Genomic DNA, 20,276 nt, shown 5'->3' with positions numbered 1-20,276 from the left:
CCGCCCCGTTTTGCGGCGACTGGTGCCGCGGCGCAGGTCGGAGATTCGGGGGGAGTTAAATGGCGGCATGCGCGCGATTCAGATAGCCAGCCTCGATGGACCCCAAGCCGCCAAGCTCGTCGAACTGGACGAACCGGACGGCGACGGCTTGGTCGTGATCGAGGTGCACGCGGCGGGGGTCGCTTTCCCGGACGTGCTGCAGTCGCGCGGGCTCTACCAGTACAAGCCGGAGATGCCGTACACCCCCGGCGGCGAGGTCGCGGGCGTGGTGCGCAGTGCGCCGGCCGACGCGCATGTGCAGGCCGGCGATCGGGTCGCCGCCCTGACGATGCTGTGCGGCGCGATGGCCGAGGTGGTCGCGCTGCCCGCCGAACGGGTCTTCAAGCTGCCCGACAACGTCTCGTTCGAGGCGGGCGCGGGTCTGCTCTTCAACGACCTCACGATGCACCACGCGCTGCGCACGCGCGGACGGTTGGCCGAGGGCGAGACCGTGCTGGTGCATGGCGCGGCCGGCGGCATCGGGACGTCGACGCTGCGGTTGGCGCCTGCGTGGGGGGCGTCGCGGGTGATCGCGGTGGTGAGCAGCGACGAGAAGGCCGAGGTGGCCAGGGCGGCGGGCGCGACCGACGTCGTGCTCGTCGACGGGTTCAAGGACAAGGTGAAGGAGTTGACCGACGGTCGCGGCGTGGACATCGTCGTCGACCCGGTCGGCGGCGACCGGTTCACCGACTCGTTGCGCTCGCTGGCCCCAGGCGGACGGCTGCTGGTGGTCGGTTTCACGGGCGGCGAGATCCCGACCGTGAAGGTCAACCGGTTGCTGCTCAACAACGTCGACGCCGTCGGAGTCGGTTGGGGTGCTTGGACTTTCACCCATCCCAACTACCTCGCCGAGCAGTGGGCCGAGCTCGAGCCGCTGCTCGCGTCGGGCAAGGTGTCGGCGCCGCAACCGCAGGTGTTTCCGTTCGAGCGCGCGGCGGATGCGATCGCCGCGCTCGAAGACCGCTCGGCGAAGGGCAAGGTCGTCGTCGCCGTCCGGTGATGTGTGCGGCGGCAGGGCGCAGTCTCGGTGCCTACAGATACGGGTCGGCCCAGGCGCTGACGATGCGCGCCGCTCGCGCCGCCTGATCCTTGCCGGTCAGCAGGTGGTCGGCGCCCTCGAGGGATACGAAGCTGCGCGGGTGCCGCGCAGCCTGGAAGATCTCGCTGGCGTTGGCGATGCCGACGGTGTTGTCGGTCGGCGAGTGCATCACGAGCAGCGCGCGGCGCAAAGAGTGGATGCGCTCGCGCAGATCGGCGTCGCGGACATCCTCGAGGAAGTGCCGCTTGAGGGTCAGCGCCTTCCCGCCGATGTGAAACTGCGCCTCGCCCTCTTCCTCGATGCGCTCGACGAGCGCGTCGTAGATCCGCTCGACGTGGGCGGGTTCGTAGGGCGCGGCCACGGTGGCGACCGCCTTCACCGTCGGGCACTCGTGGGCGGCGGCGATGACGGCCGAGCCGCCGAAGGAATGCCCGACGAGGAGGCGTACCTCGCGGTCGGAAGAGTTCATGAACTCGACGGCGCGCGCGGTGTCGGCGACCTTGTGCGAGAACGAGCCGTCGCTCCAGTCGCCCTCTGAATCACCGAGGCCGAGGTTGTCAAACCGCAGCATGCCGATGCCCTCGCTGGCGAGTTGCTTGCAGATCCGGCTGGCGGCGGGCGAGTCCTTGCCGAGCGTGAACCCGTGGGCGAACACTCCCCATCCGCGGACGTCGCCGTCGGGGACGTCGATCACGCCCGCGAGATCGGGTCCACTGGTGCTCGGGAATCTGACGCGTTCACCCACGCGCGTCATCCTGTCATGCGCACCGGTAGGTCACTGCTGCTGTTGCAGCAGGTCACGTTTCACCTCGAGCCTGCGCAGCTTGCCCGACGAGGTGCGTGGCAGCGTGCCGGGCCGGACGAAGACGACGTCGGTGGGCACCACGCCGCATTCGGAGGCGACGCGCTCGATCAGGTCGGCGCGCGACGTCGCCTCGTCGGGTCCGCGGAACTCCGCGACGATCGCGACACCGGGCCGGATCGACCGCTCCCCCACTCCGACGGCCACCACGGCGCCCTCGCGCACACCCGGCGCACCTGCGGCGACCCGTTCCACCTCGGCGGGAAAGATGTTGCGCCCGGCCACTGTGATCAATTCCTTGGCGCGACCGCACACCACGAGGCTGCCGTCGACGAGGTAGCCGAGATCGCCTGTGGCGAACCAATCGTCGGGGTCGCGCGGGGTGTCGCCGCGGTAGCCCGACATCATCGAGGTTCCGCGGATGTGGATCTCGCCGACCTTGTCGTCGCCGCGCAGTTCGATGCGCACCGACATGCCGGGTATCGGTTCGCCGAGCAGCGCGTGACCGTCGTCGTCGACGATCAGTCCCCGCCCGGGTTCGGGAACCGTTACCGCACAGGTAGATTCGGCCAGTCCGTAGGAGGGCGCGAGCGCGCCCGCGGAGAATCCGAACCGGGCCATTTCCTCGGCGAACCGCGCGGTGAGCTCACAGTCGACGGGTTCACCGCCGTTGAGCGCGAAACGCAGGCTGGAGAGGTTGACGTCGGTGACCCGTCGCGAGTACTTGCCGATCAGGCCGTAGGCCATGTTCGGCGCGGCGGTGATGGTGGCATGGCTCTCGGTGAGCCAGTTCAACCACCGGAACGGCGAGGCCTGAAACGCCCCGGTCGGCGCCTGCCACACGTCGATTCCGCGCAGCGCTCCGGCGAGCACGAAGCTCAAACCCATGTCGTGGTACAGCGGCAGCCATGAACAGCCGACATCGTCGGGCCCCACTCCGATGCGCGAATTGAGCCCAACGAGGTTGGCCAGTACCGCATCCGGCGATAGTTGCACCGCCCGCGGCACGCCCGTCGAACCCGCGGTGCCCTGGAGAATCGCCACGGCGGCCGGCCGGTCCGGCCGCAGAAAGCTCGGCGACCTCTCAAGTGGGGCAACGGAAGACAGCTCCTTGGCCACCGGGCCGCCGTCCATGAGTCGGAGCTGTTCGAGCTGCGGACCCGTGCTGAGGACGTGGCTGACGCCCATTCCTGCGAACCGGGTCACCGTGGACTGCGCCCACTTCTTGGCGTCGGCGCCTCGGACCGGGCCGGGCGCGATGGTCACCGGGACGCCGGCCTGGAAGGCTCCGAGGATCGCTGCGATGAGCTCAACGGTGGGCTCATTGGCCAGGCCGAGGGCCGCGACCTCCTCGTTGAGCAACCAGTCGGCGACGTTCAACGAGCGAGCGTGCACCTCCGGCCAGGGGTGGCGCGTCCACGCGCCGTTGTCGAAGACGACGAGGCTGTTTGCCGAGTTGGTCAAGCGTTCGGCAAATACCGCTGCCAACGATTCCATGGGCACCCTCGCCGTGCTTCATCCCGCCGCGACGGACGGTTGTCGGACTAGTCAATTTAGGTAAGGCTAACCGACACCCATTTGCGGGATGGCAGCGGGTCAGAGGGTTGCGCGGCCCATCGCCAGTGGATGGACGACCGGCGGCATGCCCCGCCACACCGCGGGTCGGGCGGTGACCGTGAAGCCGCAGGCGCGCAGGGTCTCGACGGTCGACCGGTTGCAGATGCATCCGCCTGCAAAGTGTCGCCAGGGTTCGCGGAGCGCATCCTGGCATCTGGCGAGGAAGCGCGACTCTGCCCGCACGTGCTCGATGAACAGCAACTGTCCATTCGGGCGGAGTATGCGTGCGATCTCGCGCAGTGCGCTGAGCGGGTCATCGACGGTGCAGAGGACCAGCGTCGAGACGACGGTGTCGACCGAAGCGTCGGCCAAGGGCAGATGCTGCGCGGGGGCGTCGAGGATCCGTCCGACACGGCCATGGCGGGCAAGGCGCCGGGCGAGCTTGCTGCGCATTCCGGGCTCGGGCTCGGTGAGGATCAGTTCGGTGACGTCGTCGGGATAGTGCGCGAAGTTCAGTCCGGTGCCCGCTCCGATCTCGACCACCCGGCCATAGGCGTCGGCAAGGAGTTCGCGGCGGCGGCGACGCATGCCGGATGCTTCACCCAGCCACAGGAACGGGTCATACAGTCGGGCGAAGACTTGTAGCCAGACCGCGGACGGAGGGTTGGTCGACGGTGCGGCGGCGGTATCGATGTCGGTCATGGCGTGACGATATGAAGGCGCAAGGGGGGCACGCATCGCCCGAAGCGGCCATTGTGCTCAGATGGCCGATTCCGGCATCACAGGATGTTGAGGCGGACCGCCTCGGCCACCGCGGCTGTGCGTGACGAACTGCCGAGCTTGCGCCGGATGTTGGCGACGTGCCGGTGCACCGTATGAGGGCTCAGGACAAGGTGTTCGGCGATCTCGCGGTCGCCGAGACCGCGTGCGATGCAGGCGAGGATTTCTCGCTCGCGGTCCGATAACAGGGCGGGCTCCCCCGAGCCCGGATGGTCGGTCGGCGTTTCGGCAGAAACCAGTCCCTGCCGGCAGGCGCGAACGACGGATGCGGCGTCACCATGCCAGGGGAAGTGCGCACTGCCCTGCAACGGCAGGAGAGTCGCGCCCGCAATCGCGGCCGCAACCTCACGCCCGCAGCGGTACGGCACGGCCCGGTCGTCGCGACGGTGGACGACGTGCACCGGGCAGCGAACGAGGGGCAGCTGGTCGCGGACGTCGATGCGGTAGACGAAATCCAGTAGGGCGGCGGCGGTTTCAGCAGTCGCTGCCTCGCGTTGAATCCGCGCGAAATGGTCCTGCTCCGCGGGCTCGGCACCGCCGAGGAAAATGTCGCCGAGCATGCGGGAGCCCAGACCCCAGTGCGCGCGCACCGCCGCAAGGATCGCGTCGGACACGTTGGGCGCCGTGAGAGTCGAGCCGTCACAGTAGGACCCGTACAACACGAGGCGGTCGACGCGCTCAGGAAATGTGGCGGCGAACGCGATGGCGGTGCAGCTTCCCGACGAGCCGCCCAGCAGCGAAACGCGATCGAACCGCAGCTCGTCGAGGAGCGCACGCAGTGTGTCGACCTCACGGTCGATGGTCAGGTCGGTGTCGGTGAGCGCGCGGTCCGACATGCCGACGCCGAGACGGTCGTAGCGGACGAGCGTGTAGCCGTCCGCGAGCTCGTCCCAGAAGCGACGGAAGCTCGTGCTCTGCGCGTCGAGTTCGAGGTGGCTCACCCACCATGCCGGGGCGACGAGCGGTGGGCCGTCGCCAGCGACCTCGTACGCCATTCGACGGGCGCCGAGGGGAAGGAACCTGATCGTGGACTTCCCCGGCATCGCCGTGAGCTTACGACCGTAAGAGGGCGGTGGCGGCCGTATTCGCCTGGGACGCAGCGCTGATGTCTAGGCGGCCCTCGGCGCCCCAGCTGCTACGTTCCCGCTGTGGATCTCTTCGGCCTTTCCTGGGCGGCGCTGCGGGAGGTCGTCGCGGGCCTCGCCGATGAGGATTTTCAAAAGCCGTCCGGCTGCACCGGCTGGCTGATACGCGACCTGGTGTGCCACCTCGTCGTCGACGCCCAGGACGTCCTGATCACCCTCGTGACGCCCGCCGATTCCGCACCCACCCGAAACTCGGTGACCTATTGGGAGGTCGTCGAGTCCTTGCCGGCCGACGACCCGCTCGACGCGCTGACCACCCGGCTCGCCGCGGCCTACGGCGATCCGTCGTTGCTGAAGTTCCATCTCGACGACGTCGGATCGGCCGCGGGTCGGGCCGGCGAGCTCGCGAACCCCGACGCGCGGGTCAGCACCCGCGGCCAGGTGCTGACCGTCCGCTACTATCTCGACGCCTACATGTTCGAGTGGACGCTGCACCACCTCGACCTGATCGCGCACCTTCCGGGTGCACCCGCGCCGCCCGCCGAAGGGCTTGCGTTCTCTCGGACTCTGCTCGAGACGGCGGCGGGAGCGGCGCTTCCCGCGTCGTGGGCGGATGCGGACGCACTTCTCATCGGCACCGGACGCCGACCGGCCACGGCCGCGGAAGAGGCAGACCTGCGCACGACTGATGCCCGGGTCCCGCTGATCCTCACGTGATCGTTCGCGGGTCAGGGTCTAGAACCGCACCTCGAGGTCTTGCGTGACGAGCCTGCCCACGCCCCAGAAGTAGGTGAGCAGCGGCATCGTGCACCACAGCACGTTGATGAGGACGAATTTCACCCACATCTCCAGCGGAGACGACATGCTTTCCAGGTTGTTGGCGATTTCGGTGCCGAAGTACACGGCCGGCAGGGTCACCTCGACGATCATGCCGGCCATGATCAGTGACAGCTGAATGCTGGTGAATCGCCTGCGATTTCGGAAGAACTGGAACAGGGCGTAGGCCTCGAAGATGCCGACGAACAGCGCGATCCACTCCATGCACACGATCAGCGGATCACCGGTGAGGTAGCGGGCGTCACCGCCGAGCAGGATGGGCGCCCACATGTAGGTCCACAGCGATCCCCTCTCGACCCCCTCGACGATCTGATCGAAGAACAGCAGCCACGGCAGCTCCCAGATGAAACGAGGGATGAGTGCGATGAAGACCCACACGATCACCATGGCCCCGAGGCGGTCGCGGCGCGTCCAGTCGCGGCGGTCTGCGACCCGTAGCCACGGCAGCGCCAGCGCCGTCGCAAAGCAGCAGACCACGACGATCACCATCGCCACCGATGCGGTCGATTGCGGGACGCCGACGTGAAACTCCAGGTACCAGAACACCGGGTGGATCGCGAAGAAAAAAGCGAGCACTCCGAAGAGGCTCTTCTGCAGTGAGGAGAATCCCCGCCGCGGGGGCGCCTGCCCTGTCCCGTTCTGCCTGATCGTCTCTGTCATGGGCGAGGCCTCCGCATCGAGGGTGATCGTCGGCCGGGCGAGCCGAATCGACGTTTCGAGGAATACGTTCGTCCCTGCACCGCGGACAGGAGTTTTATATCACGTGTGATGTTATATCGGTCGGTAGATTTTCTGTGCATGGTCCGTCGCCTTTCGCCGGTCGCGCATTCGCCTACCGAGCCCGCTTTGGATCGACGCGTGCGGCTCCCGACAACACCGCTCGCATTGATGCGGCTTTGCGCCGTAAGCCGATGACGGCCAAGCGCTCACGCGGTACGTCGCCGCGACGATCGCGGCACAAGACTCAAGAGCGCGCCGACCGCACGCGCGAACTCGTCATCGACGAAACGATCCGCTGCATTCGCGAAGAGGGGTTCGCCGCCGCGAGCACCCGCCACATCATCGAACGCGCCGGCGTCAGCACCGGCGTCGTGCAGTACCACTTCGGTGACCGCGACGGACTCCTGACCGCCGTCATCGACCACGCCATCGAGAGCTTGGCGGCTTCAATCGACGATCTCGCCGACGAGGTCGAGGGAATCGACGACGTCGAGCAGCGGATGAAGGCGCTCGCCGACGCCGCATGGAAAGTCTTCCTCAACCCGGCCAGCATGACGGCGATGGAGATACTGATCGCCACGAGATCGCTTCGATCCAGCCTCGGCGTCGAGCAACTCGCCAATCTCCAACCGGGACTGGCACGTATCGCTGAGCTCATCGGTGCGCCATCCCCCCACGCCCCCGCGATCGCCGACCTTCTCTGGGCCGCACCCGTCGGCCTCATGGTGGGCCAAATGGTCACCGACGTGCCGCTACCGACGGAACCGCAGCGGCAAGCGATGGGTCAGCTGCTGATCGACCACCTAGAGAAACGCCGCGGTGACGCTGCGCCGCGTCGCCGCACCCACAAACGATGATGCCCGATGCTTAGTCACGAATAGGTCTGCACATCAACGGATTACGTATGCTCAGCGCGTGTCGGCCCACACATCGGCGCGGTGCACCGGCATACCGTGGCCAGGCAGCAGATGCTCGACCGGCAGCGCGCGCATGCGCTTCTCACTGCGCGCCGCCGCGGCGTCGTCGACGGTCTCCGGGGTGAACCACGCCTGCCCGTCCGCGCTGAGCACCGCGTCGCCGGAGATCAGGGTCCGGCTGTCGGCATGCCAGAACGCGGTCGAGTCGTCGGTGTGGCCGGGCACGTGCAACACCTGCCAGCCCGTCGCGCCGGGCAGCGGCTGACCGTCGGCCAGCGACTGGGCCCCGCCGAGCGCGTCGCCGACCATCCCCTTGGCTCCGCCGTACCCCGCGACGCGGGCGCCGTCGACAAAGCCGCGCAGTCCGGTCACGTCGAGCGGCTGGCTGATCAGCGTGGGCCAGATCTGGGCGACCTTGCTCAACGTCGGCGTGCGGGGCTTCCGCGTGCCGTCCAGGTAGCCGAGGGTGACTTCCGGAAGGTGCAGTCCCACCCCGTGCTCGGCGGCCAGTCGCGGCGCCCCGGCGACGTGGTCGCTGTGGCCGTGGGTGGCGACGACCGCGTCGACGGTCCCCTTGTGGACCAGCAGCGCTCCTGCGACGTCGTCGGCGCTGCGGGGCATGCCCGCGTCGACCACCACATAGGAGCGATCGCCACGGATCAGGTAGCAGTTGAAGATCCAGCGGGACAGGCGGATGACTCCGATGTCTTCGAGCGGATCAACGATCAACCCCATCGCGGCCCCCTTCGTCACGCAACACCTCAAGCAGTTTGGGGTGCTGGGATCGATCACGGCAACCCGGGATCGCCGCGCCGCTGGCTACGATCGCGGGATGAGCGAAACCACGCCTGCCTCCGCTGAAGCGTCGACGTACATCGCGGCTGATCCCGCCGCGGTCTACGCGCTGATCACCGACCTCCCGACGCTCGCGTCGCTGGCCGAGGAAGCCGACCGGATGGAGTGGCACAAGGGCGATCGCGTCACTCCGGGGGCCGTCTTCAGAGGGCACAACAGCAACGGCGGCAAGCAGTGGACCACCACCTGCACCGTGACCGACGCAGAGCCGGGCCGAACATTCGCCTTCGACGTGAAGAGCTTTGTCATTCCCGTGGCGCGATGGCGCTACGACATCACTCCCGCCGACGGTGGCTGCACCGTCATCGAACGCACATGGGACAAACGGCCGGGATGGTTCAAGACGGTCGCGGGAATGGCGACCGGTGTGCGCGACCGCGACTCCGCCAACGGCGAACACATCAAGCTCACCCTGCAGCGCCTCAGGGCGAAGGCCGAAGCGGCCGGCTGAGCGCCTAGGCGAAAATTCAAAGAGAACGGCCCCCGGAGTTTCCTCCGAGGGCCGTTCCACCTAGTAGCGGGGACAGGATTCGAACCTGCGACCTCTGGGTTATGAGCCCAGCGAGCTACCGAGCTGCTCCACCCCGCGTCGGGTGAACGCCACGTTACCGAAGGCGCTCGTCGAGTTCCAAATCGCGCGGTCACGAAGGGCGGTGAGTCACGTCACGCCGCCCGGATCAGCTCGCGGACTGGTACCTCTCCATCGCGTCGTCGAGGCGTTGGAGCGCCTCGCCGAACTCGGCGAAGTCACCGCTCTGCTGGGCCTGCCGCAGTGAGTCCAGCGCCGTGTTGACCTCTTGCAACGCAGCGGCTTTCGGACCCGACAGCTGCACCGGGCCACTGGGCGGCACCGCCACCGGCGTGGGCACCTCCGGCGCCCGGCCTTCCTGGTTGGCCGGTGTGCGACCCGCCGGCGGCTGGCCGTCAGGGGGTGTCTGCGCCGCGGGCTGTTGTCCGCCAGAACCCGCGAGCGGCGCGGGCCCAGTCGCAGTGGCGTCCGCGCCGGGCCCGAACAACTCGGTGAGCGCATCGCGCACCGTCGGGCCGTAGCCGACCTTGTCGTTGTACATCATCGCCACGCGGATCAGGCGCGGGTAGGACGACGCCGCGTCGCTGGCCCCCGGCGAGGCGTACACCGGTGCGACGTAGAGCAACCCGCCCTGCGCCACCGGCAGCGTCAGCAGGTTGCCCCACCGGATCCGGTTCTGATTGTCGCGGCCGATGACACCCAGGTCTTGGCTGACTGCGGTGTCGGTGCTGATCGCGTTGAATGCCAGCTTCGGGCCGTTGACCTGACCGGGAATGGTCAACACCGTGAGTTTGCCGTAGGTGTCCGGATCCGAACTGGCACTGATGTAGGCGGCCAGGAAGTCGCGGCGGAACCGGTTCATCGCGCTGGTCAGCTGGAACGACGCCGAACGGTCATCGGAGGCAAGGTCTTTGGCGACGATGTAGTACGGCGGCTGATAGCTGCTCGCCGTCGGGTTCGGGTCCAGCGGGACATCCCAGAAATCCGACGTCGAGAAGAACGTCACGGGGTCGTCGACGTGGTACTTGGCCAACAGCGCGCGCTGCACCTTGAACAGGTCCTCGGGATAGCGCAGGTGCTGCTGCAGTTCGGGCGTGATCTCGCTCTTCGGCTTCACCGTGCCCGGGAACACCTTCATCCACGCCTGCAGGACCGGATCGTTCTCGTCCTGCGCGTACAGCGACACCGTGCCGTCGTACGCATCGACCGTGGCCTTCACGGAGTTACGGATGTAGGACACCTGCTTGTCGGGCGCGAGGCGGTTGATGGCCACCTCGTTGGAGTCCGCCGTGGCGCTCGACAGCGTCGTCAACTCCGAATACGGGTAGTTGTCGAGGGTGGTGTATCCGTCGACGATCCACACCATCCGCTTGTTCACGATGGCCGGATACACGCTGGTGTCGGTGGTCAGCCAGGGTGCGACGGCCTCGACGCGCTTGGCCGGGTCACGGTTGAACAGGATCTTGCTGTTCTCGCCGATCACGTTGGAGAACAAGAAGTTTCGTTCCGCGAACTTGGCGGCGAACACCGACCGGGCCAGCCAGTTGCCGACCGGCACACCGCCCGAACCGCCGTAGGTGTAGTTCTTGGTCTCGGTGTTGGTCTCGTAGTCGTACTCGCGGTCGACGTCGCCGTTCTTGCCGACGATCGCGTAGTCGGCCGGGGTGTTGGCGATGACCGGCCCGTAGTAGATGCGTGGCTGATCCAGCGGCGCGGGCCCTGGCGAGACCACGCTGCCGTTGGCGCCGACGACGCTGGCGAGGAACTCCGGGTAGCCGCCGTTCTGGTTCGGGTCGTTCGCGACGCCGCGCACGGTGTTCGCCGGGGAGGCGATGAAACCGTTGCCATGCGTGTAGACGCTGTGGCGGTTGATCCAGTCGCGCTGGTTGTCGATCAGCCGGTCGGGGTTGAGCTCGCGAGCGGCGACCACATAGTCGCGCAGATTGCCGTCGCGCCCGACATAGCGGTCCATCGACAGCTGATCCGGGAAGTAGTAAAAGTTCTTGCCCTGCTGGAACTGGGTGAACGCGGGGCTGACGATGGTCGGGTCGAGAAGGCGGATGTTCGACGTTGTCGCCCGGTCGGCAGCGACCTGCTGGGCGGTGGCCGCCGCGTCGCCGCTGTAGTCGCGGTAGGTGACGACGTCGTCGGTCAGCCCGTACGCATTTCTGGTCGCCGAGATACTTCGGCTGATGTATTCGCTTTCCTTCTGCGCCGCATTGGGTTTGACGCTGAACTGCTCGACGACGAGCGGCCAGCCCGCGCCGACCACCAGCGACGAGAGCAGCAGTAGCACCACGCCGATCGCCGGGATGCGCAGATCACGCAGCACTATCGCGGAGAACACCGCCGCCGCGCAGATCACGGCGATCGCCAACAGGATCAGCTTGGCGGGCAGCACCGCGTTGATGTCGGTGTAGCCCGCACCGGTGAACGGCTTACCACCGCGGGTGTGGCTCAGCAGCTCGTAGCGGTCCAGCCAGTACGCGAACGCCTTGAGCAGCATCAGGATGCCGACGAGCGTGATCAGCTGGATGCGCGCCGCACGGCTCAGCGCGCCGGCTCTGCCGGACAGCCGGATGCCGCCGAACAGGTAGTGGCACAACAGGTTTCCGATGAAGGCCAGGAAGGTGGCGACGAACAGATAGTTCAGGACCAGACGGTAGAACGGCAGGTCGAAGGCGTAAAAGCCCAGATCCTTGCCGAACTGCGGGTCGGTGATCCCGAAGCTGTTGCCGTGCAGGAAGAGCTGCACGGTCTCCCACTGCCCGAGCGCGAACAGCCCGACGAACAAACCGATGAGCGCGGGGACCCCGAAGCCGACGAGCCGCAGTCGCGCCATCACCGCGGTGCGGTAGCTTGCCACCGGATCGTTGGGGCCGTTGGTCGGCACGAACACCGGCCGGGTGCGGTAGGCCAGCGCCAACCCGGCGAACAGGATCGAACCGATCAGCAGCGCAACGACAAGGAACAGCAGGATCTGGGTGAACAGCACCGTGGTGAACACCGAGCGGTATCCGAGTTCGCCGAACCACAGCCAGTCGACGTAGGTGTCGATCAGGCGCGGCCCGATCAGCAACAGGAGCACGATGACGGCCCCCACCGCGATGAGAATTCGGCTACGTCGTGTCAGCTTCGGCATTCGTGCCGCGGGCCGCATACCCACTCGATGACTCCAGTCTGGTTCCCGTACGTCCTGCTTGACGTGGCCACAACTCTACGCAACGGCCTTTCGCCGATGACCTAACAATGCGGCCGTTCGCCACCGGCGGACAAGGTCTTCAACGCGTCGACGGCCTCCGACAAGGTGCCGACCTTGACCAGCTCCATACCGTCCTGCGGTGCCGTCTTGGCCTCCTCGCAGTTGTCGGCCGGCACCAGGAAGATCGTCGCGCCCGCCTCGTGCGCGCTGATCATCTTGTGGGTGATTCCGCCGATGGAACCGACCTCGCCGTCACCGGTGATGGTTCCGCTGCCGGCGACGAACTGCCCGTCGTTGAGGTCGCCGGTGGTGAGCTTGTCCACCACGGCCAGGGAGAACATCAGCCCCGCCGACGGTCCGCCGATGTTGGCGAGGTTGAAGTCGACCGCGAAGGGCGCCCACGGCGCGTCGAGCACGCCGATGCCGAGGAACCCCTGATCGCGTTCGGGATGCTTGCCCAGCGTGATGGTGGCCGAGCCGGACGGCGCGTCCTTGCGGCGGTAGTCCAGGGTCACGGTGTCGCCCGGTTTGGTGTCCTTCAACAGGTCCTGGAACTCCTCGAGCTTGGTCACCGGCGTGCCGTTGACGGCGTCGATCGCGTCGCCGTCGCGCAGCTTGCCCGCCGACGGGCCCGGGTCGTTGACGTTCTCCACTGTCACCGCCATCGGGAAGTCGAGGTAGTGCAGTGCGGCGTACTCGGCGCTGCGTTCGGAGTTGCGGAAGTCGGCGGTGTTGGCCTCGTTGACCTCGTCGCGGGTCTTGTCCGGCGGGTAGACCAGATCGCGCGGCACCAGTTGTTCGCGTCCCGACAGCCACAGCGCCATCGCCTCGCCCAGCCGGAGCTGGTCGCGCTGCGACACCGTCGTCATGTTCAGGTGTCCCGACGTCGGGTAGACATCGGTCCCTTCGATCTGGACGACGGGCTTGCCGTCGACCTCGCCGAGCGTGTCGAACGTCGGCCCCGGCCCCAGGGAGACGTACGGCACCGTCACGACCGACACCAGCACCCCGAACACCAGGATCGGCACGAGCGCGACGAGTAACGTCAAAGTCCGCCTGTTCACGCCGCCCAATCTAAAGGTTGCGCCGCCGGTGACCGCGCTCACGACGTCCGGACCGGCACCTCGGGCCGCCTCGTCGGCGCCCGGACGGGGTGATTCGCTGTCAGCGAAGGCGCCCACCGACTGGGGCTCGTCCTGGTGGGTACGGTTGAGGGCATGGCTGACCTGCCTTTCGGCTTCTCCGCCGGGGATGACCCCGAGCGCGACAAGCGCAAGAAAGATCCCGACTCCGGGTCCGAGGGAACCGGCGACCCGTTCGGCATGGGCTTTCAGGGGGGATCCGAGTTCGACATGTCGCAGCTGGGGCAGATCTTCTCCAAGCTCGGCGAGATGTTCAGCGGCGCCGGCAGCGCGATGGCCGGCGGTAAGCAGTCCGGACCCGTCAACTACGACCTCGCCCGCCGGCTGGCGTCGAGCCAGATCGGTTTCGTCGCCCCGATTCCGGAGGGGACGTCCTCGGCGATCGCCGACGCCGTGCGCCTCGCCGAGACGTGGCTCGACGGCGTGACCGCGCTTCCCGCCGGCACCAACACGGCCGTCGCGTGGACGCCAACGGACTGGATCGACAACACGCTCGAGACGTGGAAGCGGCTGTGCGACCCGGTCGCCGAGCAGATCTCGACGGTCTGGGTTTCGGCGCTTCCGGACGAGGCCCGGACCATGGCCGGTCCGCTGCTGTCGATGATGACGCAGATGGGCGGGATGGCGTTCGGTTCGCAGCTCGGCCAGGCGCTGGGCAAGCTGTCGCGAGAAGTGTTGACCTCCACCGACATCGGGCTTCCGTTGGGCCCCAGAGGTGTGGCCGCGCTGATGCCCGAGGCGGTCGAGTCGCTGTCAGAGGGCCTCGAGCAGCCGCGCAGCGAGATCCTCACCTTCCTGGCCGCCCGTGAGGCGGCGCACCACCGCCTGTTCAGCCATGTGCCGTGGCTGGCCAGCCAGCTTCTCAACGCCGTCGAGGCGTTCGCCCGCGGCATGAAGATCGACATGAGCGGCATCGAGGAGCTGGCTTCCGGCCTCAACCCGGCCGCGCTGACCGACCCGGCCCAAATGGAGCAGCTGCTCAATCAGGGCATCTTCGAGCCGAAGGCCACCCCGGAACAGACCGCGGCACTGGAACGGCTCGAGACGCTGCTGGCGCTGATCGAGGGTTGGGTGCAGACCGTCGTGTCCGAGGCGCTCGGCGACCGCATCCCCGGCACGTCGGCGCTCGCGGAGATGCTGCGCAGGCGCCGCGCCACCGGCGGGCCCGCCGAGCAGACGTTTGCCACCCTGGTCGGCCTGGAGCTGCGTCCGCGCAAGATGCGCGAGGCAGCGGCCTTGTGGGAGCGGTTGACCGAGGCCGTCGGCTCCGACCGTCGCGACGCGGTCTGGCAGCATCCCGACCTGCTGCCCAGCGCCGAGGATCTCGACGAGCCCGCTGGGTTCATCGACCGGATCATCGGCGGCGACACCAGCGGTATGGACAGCGCCATCGAGGAGGCCCTCGCCGACCTCGAGAAGGACATCCAGAACCCGGACGACGACGACAAGGACGACAAGTAGGCCCCGTCGTCGCCTGTGGATAACCACCGGTGGCCGCCGCCCGGCGTGGCACGCTCGTTCGATGACGCGTTATGCGTTGAGCACCGCGACGCCTGTGCTGTTGCGGCCCGACGGGGCAGTGCAGGTGGGGTGGGATCCGCGGCGCGCCGTCGTGATCCGGCCGCCGTCGGGACTGACCTCCGCGACGCTCGCGGACCTGCTGCGTCGCCTGCAATCGGGCGCCGCGGTGGCGGACCTGAAGGCGCATGCCCCGGCGGCGGACATCGACGGCCTGGTGTCGTCTTTGGTCGACGCGGGCGTGGTCGACGCCGGCACGCCTCCGCGCGGCCGCACCGCCGCGGTGCGAATCCACGGTCGCGGGCCGTTGTCGGATCTGCTCGCCGCGTCCCTGCACTGTTCGGGAGCGCGGCTGACTCGCAGCACCCGGACCGACACGGGCGCGCCGTCGGAGCCGACGGATCTCGTCGTTCTCGCCGATTACCTGGTGACCGACCCGCGGATGGTGCGCGAACTGCACGCGGCCGGGGTCGCCCACCTGCCGGTGCGTGTGCGTGACGGCGTAGGCCTGGTGGGACCGTTGGTGCTGCCGGGCGTGACCAGCTGTCTGTCGTGTGGGGATCTTCATCGCTCCGACCGGGACGCGGCGTGGCCCGCGGTCGCGGCCCAGTTACGGCACACCGTCGGCACCGCCGACCGTGCGACGGTGCTGGCTACCGCCGCACTGGCGCTCAACCAGGTCGACCGGGTGCTGCGCGCGGTCCGCGGCGGCGAAGCGGCCCGTTGCACTGAACCTCCGCCGACGCTGGACACCACGCTGGAGTTCGACGTCAACGTGGGCTCGGTGGTTGCGCGACGATGGTCGCGGCACCCGCGCTGCGCATGCTGACATCGCCTGTTGGCAAGTCGTTGCGGTGTGTACAGCCGCGTCGTGGATGATGGTCTGGTGAGTGAGATCAAGCGGGGCCGGGCCGCGCGCAACGCCAAACTGGCGAGCCTGCCCGTCGGGATGGCCGGCCGGGCCGCGTTGGGCTTCGGCAAACGGCTGACCGGTAAGTCGAAAGACGAGGTCAACGCCGAGCTGATGGACAAGGCCGCCCAGCAGCTGTTCACCGTGCTCGGCGAGCTCAAGGGCGGGGCGATGAAGGTCGGCCAGGCGCTGTCGGTGATGGAGGCCGCGATTCCCGAGCAGTACGGCAAGCCGTACCGCGAGGCGTTGACGAAGTTGCAGCGCGAGGCCCCGCCGTTGCCTGCGGCCAAGGTGCACCGCGTGCTGGACGCGCAGCTGGGTACGAAGTGGCGTCAGCGGTTCGCGTCGTTTGACGACAAGCCCGTGGCTTCGGCCAGCATCGGCCAGGTGCACAAGGCGGTGTGGTCGGACGGTCGCGACGTCGCGGTCAAGATTCAGTACCCCGGCGCCGACGAAGCGCTGCGCGCCGACCTGAAGACGATGCAGCGCATGGTCGGTGTGCTCAAGCAGCTCTCCCCCGGCGCCGACGTCGACAGCGTGGTGGCCGAGCTCATCGAGCGCACGGAAATGGAGCTCGACTACCGCCTCGAGGCCGACAATCAGCGCGCCTTCGCCAAGGCCTACGAGGGCCATCCGCATTTCGTGGTGCCGCGGATCGTGGCCAGCGCTCCCAAGGTCGTGATCCAGGAGTGGATCGAGGGGGTGCCGATGTCGGTGATCATCCGCGAGGGCACTCAGGAACAACGAGACCTGATGGGCACCAGGCTTTTCGAGCTGACCTACGACGCGCCCCGCCGGCTCGAGATGATGCATGGCGACACGCATCCCGGCAATTTCATGCTGCTGCCCGACGACAAGATGGGCGTCATCGACTTCGGCGCCGTCGCCCCGATGCCCGGCGGGATTCCCGTCGAGATCGGTCTGGCGACGCGGTACGCGCTCAACGACGATTACGAGAACCTGCTCACCACGATGCAGAAGGTCGGGTTCATCCAGAAGGGTGAGCAGGTGTCCAAGCGCGAGATGGACGACATGATGCGCCAATACGTGGAACCGCTCGAGGTCGAGGTGTTCCACTACAACCGAAAGTGGCTGCAGCGCATCACCACCGCGAACATGCGTCCCGAGCGCGCCGCGGGCCAGATCAAGGCCGCGCGGCAGATGGACATCCCCGCCAAGCTCGCGATCCCGATGCGGGTGATCGCCTCGAATGTGGCCATCGCATGCCAGCTCGACGCGCATGTGCCGGCCAGAGAGCTTGCCACGGAACTGATTCCGGGCTTCGCGGACGAGGCCGCTTAGCCAGAATTGTCCGCGCCGAGCGCACGCTTGTCAGCGGGTCCACTCGAGGTTTGCGTAGACAACCGTACGCTCGGCGACGTCCATTTCCAGCCGTTCACGCGGCGTGCGCGGCGACGGTGTTCTTGCGCGGCCGGCCACGCGGACGCTTGCGGGCGATGATGGTGCCCCGTTCGAGGATCTCGCCACCCCAAACACCCCACGGCTCTTGCCTCTCCAGCGCGGCGGCCAGGCACTCGCGCCGGATCGGGCACTCGGCGCACAACGCCTTGGCGCGTTCGAGTTCGACGGGATTCTCCGCGAACCACAGATCGGGATCGTTCCTGTGACACGGCACCGCCAGCTTCGTCTTCTGTCGGCATGTCCCGAGTGACATGTCCAGTCCTCTGCTTCCTGGTCGTGGGTTTCGTATCTCTTCTTCGTGGGATCCGGGACCAGGTCTTGGCGGCTTGGGAATTGGCTCCGAAAAGACCAAGGCCACGGATCCGACTGCGGGTCCGTGGCCTTTTCGGCGAAATCGTGGCTCTACCTGATAGAGCTCCGATCGACGGACGACACAGTCGCGGCGGCGGCGCGGCGCTTACGCTGCGGCGTAATGGCAACGGTGGCACCGGCGGCATGCGCGGCGGACGCAGGATGCGCCGCCGCGGCGGCGGCGACATGGAGGGTCCGCGTCATGCCAGCAACGGCTACGCCGGTGAAGACGTGATTGCTATCCATGATGTCGGTCCTCCTTTCGCACAAAAAGACACCCGAGCGGTGCGATCTTGAGGCTAAGCGTAACAGCCGCTACTGACAATTGATTTTTTGACCAGCGGCTTTGGCGCGATCTTTACGACGATTGGCCGTGCTACGTGCCGTCGGCCCGTCGCCCCCGACCTTTGACCAACGCGAGCACATCGGCGCCGTACTGCTCGAGCTTGCGCGCGCCGATACCCGGGATCGCGACTAGCGCGGCGTCGTCGGTGGGCAACGTCTCGGCGATCGCGATCAACGTGTTGTCGGTGAACACCACGTACGCCGGCACGCTCATCTCCTTGGAGGTGCGCAACCGCCAGTCCTTGAGCTCACCGAGCAGCTGCTCGTCGATGTCTGACGGGCAGGTTTCGCAGCGGCGCAACATGATTGCGGCCGGCGCGGTCAGGACGCTGTTGCACACCCGGCAGCGCGGCGTCGCGCCGCGGGGACGGCGCGACTTGTTCGGTGTGTCGCCGGCATTCGACGACTGCGGTGCGATGCCGTTGAGGAACCGCGACGGTTTGCGGCTCTGACGCCCTCCGGGTGCGCGGGCCAGCGCCCAGCTGAGCGCCAAATGCACACGCGCCCTGGTGATTCCGACGTAGAGCAAACGCCGTTCCTCTTCGACCGCCTCGCTGTCCGGACCGTGCGCGAGGGCATGTGAGATGGGCAGCGTGCCGTCGGCGAGCCCGACAAGGAACACCGCGTCCCACTCCAAACCCTTCGCCGCGTGCAGCGACGCGAGCGTGACACCCTGCACGACCGGAGGATGGCGTGCGTCGGCGCGCTGTCGCAGTTCGACGATCAAGGCGCGCAGATCCAGCGTGGGCCGGACCGCGACCTCTTCGTCGACGAGTTCGGCCAGCGACGCCAGCGCTTCCCACCGCTCCCTGGCCTTGCTGCCCGGCGGCGGTTCGGCGGTGAGCCCCAGCGGTTCCAGCACCGCGCGCACCACCTCGGGCAATCCCCCGCGAGCGGGAGGTGCCCCCAGGTCGTCGAGGTCGCGTTCGGCGGCGCGCTGCAACGCCACCAACGCTTGGCGGATTTCCTGACGGCTGAAGAAGCCCTCACCGCCGCGCACCTGAAACGGCACGCCGGCTTCCGTGAGCGCCTCCTCGTAGACCTCCGACTGGGCGTTGATGCGGTAGAGCACCGCGATCTCGGCCGGCTCGGTGCCGGATTCGAGCAGGCGCTTGATGTTCTTGGCCACCGCCTTGGCCTCGGCGACCTCGTCGGGGTATTCGGCGAAGCGCGGCGCCGGCCCGGGATCGCGCTGCCCGACGAGGTGCAGCTTGCTGCCCGCCATCCGACCACGCGCGCCGGCGATGACCCGGTTGGCCAGCGACACCACCTGCGGGGTGGACCGGTAGTCGCGTTCGAGCCGAACGACCGCCGCGTCGGGGAAGCGCCGGGAGAAGTCGAGCAGGTAGCGGGGCGTGGCGCCGGTGAACGAGTAGATGGTCTGGTTGGCGTCGCCGACGACGGTGAGGTCGTCGCGCTCACCGAGCCATGCGTCGAGCACGCGCTGCTGCAGCGGTGTGACGTCCTGGTACTCGTCGACGACGAAACAGCGGTAGCGGTCGCGGAACTCCTGCCCCACCGCGGCGTCGTCCTCGATGGCCGCGGCGGTGTGCAGCAGCAGATCGTCGAAGTCGAGCAGCATGGTGCCGTCGCGGCGGGCCTTGAGCGCCTCGTATCCGGCGTAGACGGCGGCCACCTTCGCGGCGTCGAACGGGATGTCGCGGTGCACCTGTGCGACCGCGGCCGGATAGTTCTCGGGGCTGATCAACGACGCCTTCGCCCACTCGATCTCGCCCGCGAGGTCGCGGACATCGTCGGTGCTGGTCGACAGCCGGGCGCGGTTGGCGGCCTGCGCCACCACCGCGAACTTGGTGTCGAGCAGTTCCCAGCTTGTGTTGCCGACGACGCGGGGCCAGAAGTACGCCAGCTGGCGGCGGGCCGCGGCGTGAAACGTCATCGCCTGCACCGAACCGGTGCCGACACCGCCGAACGCCGCGTCGAGCGCACGCAACCGGGCCCGCATCTCTCCGGCCGCTCGCTGGGTGAACGTGACCGCGAGGACCTGGCCGGGAGCGACGTGGCCCGCCGCGACCAAGTGGGCGATGCGCCGGGTGATGGTGCGGGTCTTCCCGGTGCCCGCGCCGGCCAGCACGCACACGGGCCCGCGCGGAGCGAGCACCGCTTCGCGCTGCTCCTCGTCGAGGTCGTCGACCGCGTTCGGGGTGCTGCCCACCGAAGCGACCTCTACCGACATGCGGTCCATCTTGGCAGGGGCCGGTGACAATT

At 67.9% G+C, this 20,276-nt stretch carries 17 protein-coding genes and 1 tRNA gene; 7 read left to right on the top strand and 11 right to left on the bottom strand.

Going from position 1 to position 20,276, the window contains the following annotated elements:
- Positions 1-67 precede the first annotated feature (67 nt).
- Complete coding sequence (locus tag A5650_RS19880; RefSeq protein ID WP_067295390.1) at positions 68-1,039, top strand: NADPH:quinone oxidoreductase family protein; 972 nt, start codon at positions 68-70, stop codon at positions 1,037-1,039.
- 31 nt (positions 1,040-1,070) lie between these two features.
- Here the strand turns inward: A5650_RS19880 and A5650_RS19875 are convergent, their stop codons facing one another.
- The 4 genes from A5650_RS19875 to A5650_RS19860 all read right to left on the bottom strand — a co-directional run bounded on the left by A5650_RS19875 (position 1,071) and on the right by A5650_RS19860 (position 5,260).
- Positions 1,071-1,823, bottom strand: coding sequence for an alpha/beta hydrolase family protein (locus tag A5650_RS19875; RefSeq protein WP_067295522.1), 753 nt, complete (start codon positions 1,821-1,823; stop codon positions 1,071-1,073).
- A 30-nt stretch (positions 1,824-1,853) separates the two neighbouring features.
- Complete coding sequence (gene mbtM / locus A5650_RS19870; protein ID WP_067295387.1) at positions 1,854-3,377, bottom strand: long-chain-fatty acid--ACP ligase MbtM; 1,524 nt, start codon at positions 3,375-3,377, stop codon at positions 1,854-1,856.
- Positions 3,378-3,476: 99 nt separating this feature from the next.
- The gene (locus A5650_RS19865) at positions 3,477-4,139 is read right to left on the bottom strand and encodes a class I SAM-dependent methyltransferase (protein WP_067295383.1); all 663 of its coding nucleotides are present in this window, start codon (positions 4,137-4,139) and stop codon (positions 3,477-3,479) included.
- A 77-nt stretch (positions 4,140-4,216) separates the two neighbouring features.
- Positions 4,217-5,260 (bottom strand): alpha/beta fold hydrolase, encoded by a 1,044-nt coding sequence (locus tag A5650_RS19860; RefSeq protein WP_067295379.1) that lies wholly within the window; start codon positions 5,258-5,260, stop codon positions 4,217-4,219.
- A gap of 105 nt (positions 5,261-5,365) precedes the next feature.
- On the opposite strand from A5650_RS19860, the gene A5650_RS19855 reads away from it, so the two are divergent.
- A complete protein-coding gene (locus tag A5650_RS19855; RefSeq protein ID WP_067295376.1) occupies positions 5,366-6,019 on the top strand; it encodes a maleylpyruvate isomerase N-terminal domain-containing protein in 654 nt (217 codons plus the stop codon).
- A gap of 18 nt (positions 6,020-6,037) precedes the next feature.
- On the opposite strand, the gene A5650_RS19850 is transcribed toward A5650_RS19855, so the two are convergent.
- Positions 6,038-6,799 carry a hypothetical protein gene (locus A5650_RS19850; protein ID WP_067295373.1) on the bottom strand — a complete coding sequence of 254 codons (762 nt, stop codon included), beginning with the start codon at positions 6,797-6,799 and terminating at the stop codon, positions 6,038-6,040.
- Positions 6,800-7,050: 251 nt separating this feature from the next.
- Here A5650_RS19850 and A5650_RS19845 point away from each other — a divergent pair, with 251 nt between their 5' ends.
- Positions 7,051-7,716 (top strand): TetR/AcrR family transcriptional regulator, encoded by a 666-nt coding sequence (locus A5650_RS19845; protein WP_067295370.1) that lies wholly within the window; start codon positions 7,051-7,053, stop codon positions 7,714-7,716.
- Positions 7,717-7,767: 51 nt separating this feature from the next.
- Here A5650_RS19845 and A5650_RS19840 read toward each other — a convergent pair whose 3' ends face one another.
- Positions 7,768-8,529, bottom strand: a complete 762-nt coding sequence (locus A5650_RS19840) for an MBL fold metallo-hydrolase (protein ID WP_231992669.1) — start codon at positions 8,527-8,529, stop codon at positions 7,768-7,770.
- Positions 8,530-8,608: 79 nt separating this feature from the next.
- Here A5650_RS19840 and A5650_RS19835 point away from each other — a divergent pair, with 79 nt between their 5' ends.
- Positions 8,609-9,082 carry an SRPBCC family protein gene (locus tag A5650_RS19835; RefSeq protein WP_067295516.1) on the top strand — a complete coding sequence of 158 codons (474 nt, stop codon included), beginning with the start codon at positions 8,609-8,611 and terminating at the stop codon, positions 9,080-9,082.
- A 64-nt stretch (positions 9,083-9,146) separates the two neighbouring features.
- Here A5650_RS19835 and A5650_RS19830 read toward each other — a convergent pair.
- The 3 genes from A5650_RS19830 to A5650_RS19820 all read right to left on the bottom strand — a co-directional run bounded on the left by A5650_RS19830 (position 9,147) and on the right by A5650_RS19820 (position 13,426).
- Positions 9,147-9,220, bottom strand: a tRNA-Met gene (locus A5650_RS19830).
- An 88-nt stretch (positions 9,221-9,308) separates the two neighbouring features.
- Positions 9,309-12,326 carry a UPF0182 family protein gene (locus A5650_RS19825; RefSeq protein WP_067295368.1) on the bottom strand — a complete coding sequence of 1,006 codons (3,018 nt, stop codon included), beginning with the start codon at positions 12,324-12,326 and terminating at the stop codon, positions 9,309-9,311.
- Between the two features lie 77 nt (positions 12,327-12,403).
- Complete coding sequence (locus A5650_RS19820) at positions 12,404-13,426, bottom strand: YlbL family protein (RefSeq protein ID WP_067295513.1); 1,023 nt, start codon at positions 13,424-13,426, stop codon at positions 12,404-12,406.
- Between the two features lie 135 nt (positions 13,427-13,561).
- Here A5650_RS19820 and A5650_RS19815 point away from each other — a divergent pair, with 135 nt between their 5' ends.
- The 3 genes from A5650_RS19815 to A5650_RS19805 all read left to right on the top strand — a co-directional run bounded on the left by A5650_RS19815 (position 13,562) and on the right by A5650_RS19805 (position 17,234).
- Entirely contained in the window at positions 13,562-14,965 is a 1,404-nt protein-coding gene (locus A5650_RS19815; protein ID WP_502687084.1) for a zinc-dependent metalloprotease, read from the top strand.
- Between the two features lie 61 nt (positions 14,966-15,026).
- Positions 15,027-15,851: a cyclodehydratase gene (locus A5650_RS19810; RefSeq protein ID WP_067295362.1), complete on the top strand. Its 825-nt coding sequence runs from the start codon at positions 15,027-15,029 to the stop codon at positions 15,849-15,851.
- Between the two features lie 42 nt (positions 15,852-15,893).
- Positions 15,894-17,234: a macrolide-binding ATPase MABP-1 gene (locus A5650_RS19805; protein WP_067295509.1), complete on the top strand. Its 1,341-nt coding sequence runs from the start codon at positions 15,894-15,896 to the stop codon at positions 17,232-17,234.
- Between the two features lie 94 nt (positions 17,235-17,328).
- On the opposite strand, the gene A5650_RS19800 is transcribed toward A5650_RS19805, so the two are convergent.
- Positions 17,329-17,607, bottom strand: coding sequence for a WhiB family transcriptional regulator (locus A5650_RS19800; protein WP_067295359.1), 279 nt, complete (start codon positions 17,605-17,607; stop codon positions 17,329-17,331).
- A 474-nt stretch (positions 17,608-18,081) separates the two neighbouring features.
- The gene (locus A5650_RS19790) at positions 18,082-20,244 is read right to left on the bottom strand and encodes an ATP-dependent DNA helicase UvrD2 (RefSeq protein WP_067295506.1); all 2,163 of its coding nucleotides are present in this window, start codon (positions 20,242-20,244) and stop codon (positions 18,082-18,084) included.
- Positions 20,245-20,276 lie beyond the last annotated feature (32 nt).

Origin of the sequence: Mycobacterium sp. 1164985.4 (assembly GCF_001668575.1) — a bacterium.
Lineage (GTDB): Bacteria > Actinomycetota > Actinomycetes > Mycobacteriales > Mycobacteriaceae > Mycobacterium.
Note: the sequence above shows the minus strand (reverse complement) of the source record. Positions and strands in the feature narration are given on the sequence as shown.

Excerpts from the sequence above, each read along its gene's own strand:
- A5650_RS19880 (WP_067295390.1), top strand. The coding sequence starts at position 68 with ATGCGCGCGATTCAGATAGCCAGCCTCGATGGACCCCAAGCCGCCAAG.
- mbtM (WP_067295387.1), bottom strand. The coding sequence starts at position 3,377 with ATGGAATCGTTGGCAGCGGTATTTGCCGAACGCTTGACCAACTCGGCA.
- A5650_RS19865 (WP_067295383.1), bottom strand. The coding sequence starts at position 4,139 with ATGACCGACATCGATACCGCCGCCGCACCGTCGACCAACCCTCCGTCC.
- A5650_RS19860 (WP_067295379.1), bottom strand. The coding sequence starts at position 5,260 with ATGCCGGGGAAGTCCACGATCAGGTTCCTTCCCCTCGGCGCCCGTCGA.
- A5650_RS19850 (WP_067295373.1), bottom strand. The coding sequence starts at position 6,799 with ATGACAGAGACGATCAGGCAGAACGGGACAGGGCAGGCGCCCCCGCGG.
- A5650_RS19845 (WP_067295370.1), top strand. The coding sequence starts at position 7,051 with ATGACGGCCAAGCGCTCACGCGGTACGTCGCCGCGACGATCGCGGCAC.
- A5650_RS19835 (WP_067295516.1), top strand. The coding sequence starts at position 8,609 with ATGAGCGAAACCACGCCTGCCTCCGCTGAAGCGTCGACGTACATCGCG.
- A5650_RS19810 (WP_067295362.1), top strand. The coding sequence starts at position 15,027 with ATGACGCGTTATGCGTTGAGCACCGCGACGCCTGTGCTGTTGCGGCCC.
- A5650_RS19800 (WP_067295359.1), bottom strand. The coding sequence starts at position 17,607 with ATGTCACTCGGGACATGCCGACAGAAGACGAAGCTGGCGGTGCCGTGT.
- A5650_RS19790 (WP_067295506.1), bottom strand. The coding sequence starts at position 20,244 with ATGTCGGTAGAGGTCGCTTCGGTGGGCAGCACCCCGAACGCGGTCGAC.